Source organism: Neglectibacter sp. X4 (assembly GCF_009917365.1).
In the GTDB taxonomy this organism is placed as follows: Bacteria; Bacillota; Clostridia; order Oscillospirales; family Acutalibacteraceae; genus Acutalibacter.
Map to the genome: position 1 here is coordinate 1 of NZ_QWLE01000260.1, position 664 is coordinate 664.

1 pseudogene is annotated in these 664 nt (G+C 36.6%); it reads left to right on the top strand.

The window, feature by feature from the left end:
- Positions 1-455 precede the first annotated feature (455 nt).
- Positions 456-664, top strand: a pseudogene (locus tag D1841_RS18015) (spore maturation protein); the annotation flags it as partial.

Here is a 664-nt window from a genome sequence, read left to right on the forward strand (position 1 = left end):
TATAATAGTAGGAAGAAGAAATACTTCGTAACCTTCTAACTTGTATGCTTTTATCTGTATCATTAATATTAGTCTGAGAAGAAAGTAGGCTAATATCATGAGATAAAATACAATCTTAGATTTGTTAGTATAGGTATACGGAATTTTGTACATAAAATAGACCTCCTTGTTTATAGCAACATAGAATGCAAGAATCGTACCATAAAAAGAACTGTTTTACAAGTAAGATAAGATGAAATAAGGTGGACAATGAGATAAAATGGGGTAATATCCAGTTTTGATAAATTAGCGCATTCTTCTTGGGGGAGTGAACCCTAGACAGAAATGTGTGTTTTGTGAGTTTTTGTCGATTTAGAAAGAAAAGAAAATATGTTGGCACGGTGTTTGCGTAAGAAATGGGGTGACTACGTAGTAATCCGTTATAACCTGATTTTACTTTTTTGGAGGTAGTATTTATGATGAATTATATTTGGCTGTTCCTCATGGCAGTAGCAGTCATTGCCGGTGCAGCAACCGGTACAATCAGCGAAGTACAGGACAACCTCTTCGCATTTGCTGACACTGCAGTAGAACTTGCTATCGGCTTAATCGGTACTATGGCATTCTTCTGCGGGCTGATGAAAATTATGGAAGACGCAGGTCTTTGTGAGAAACTGGGTAATGC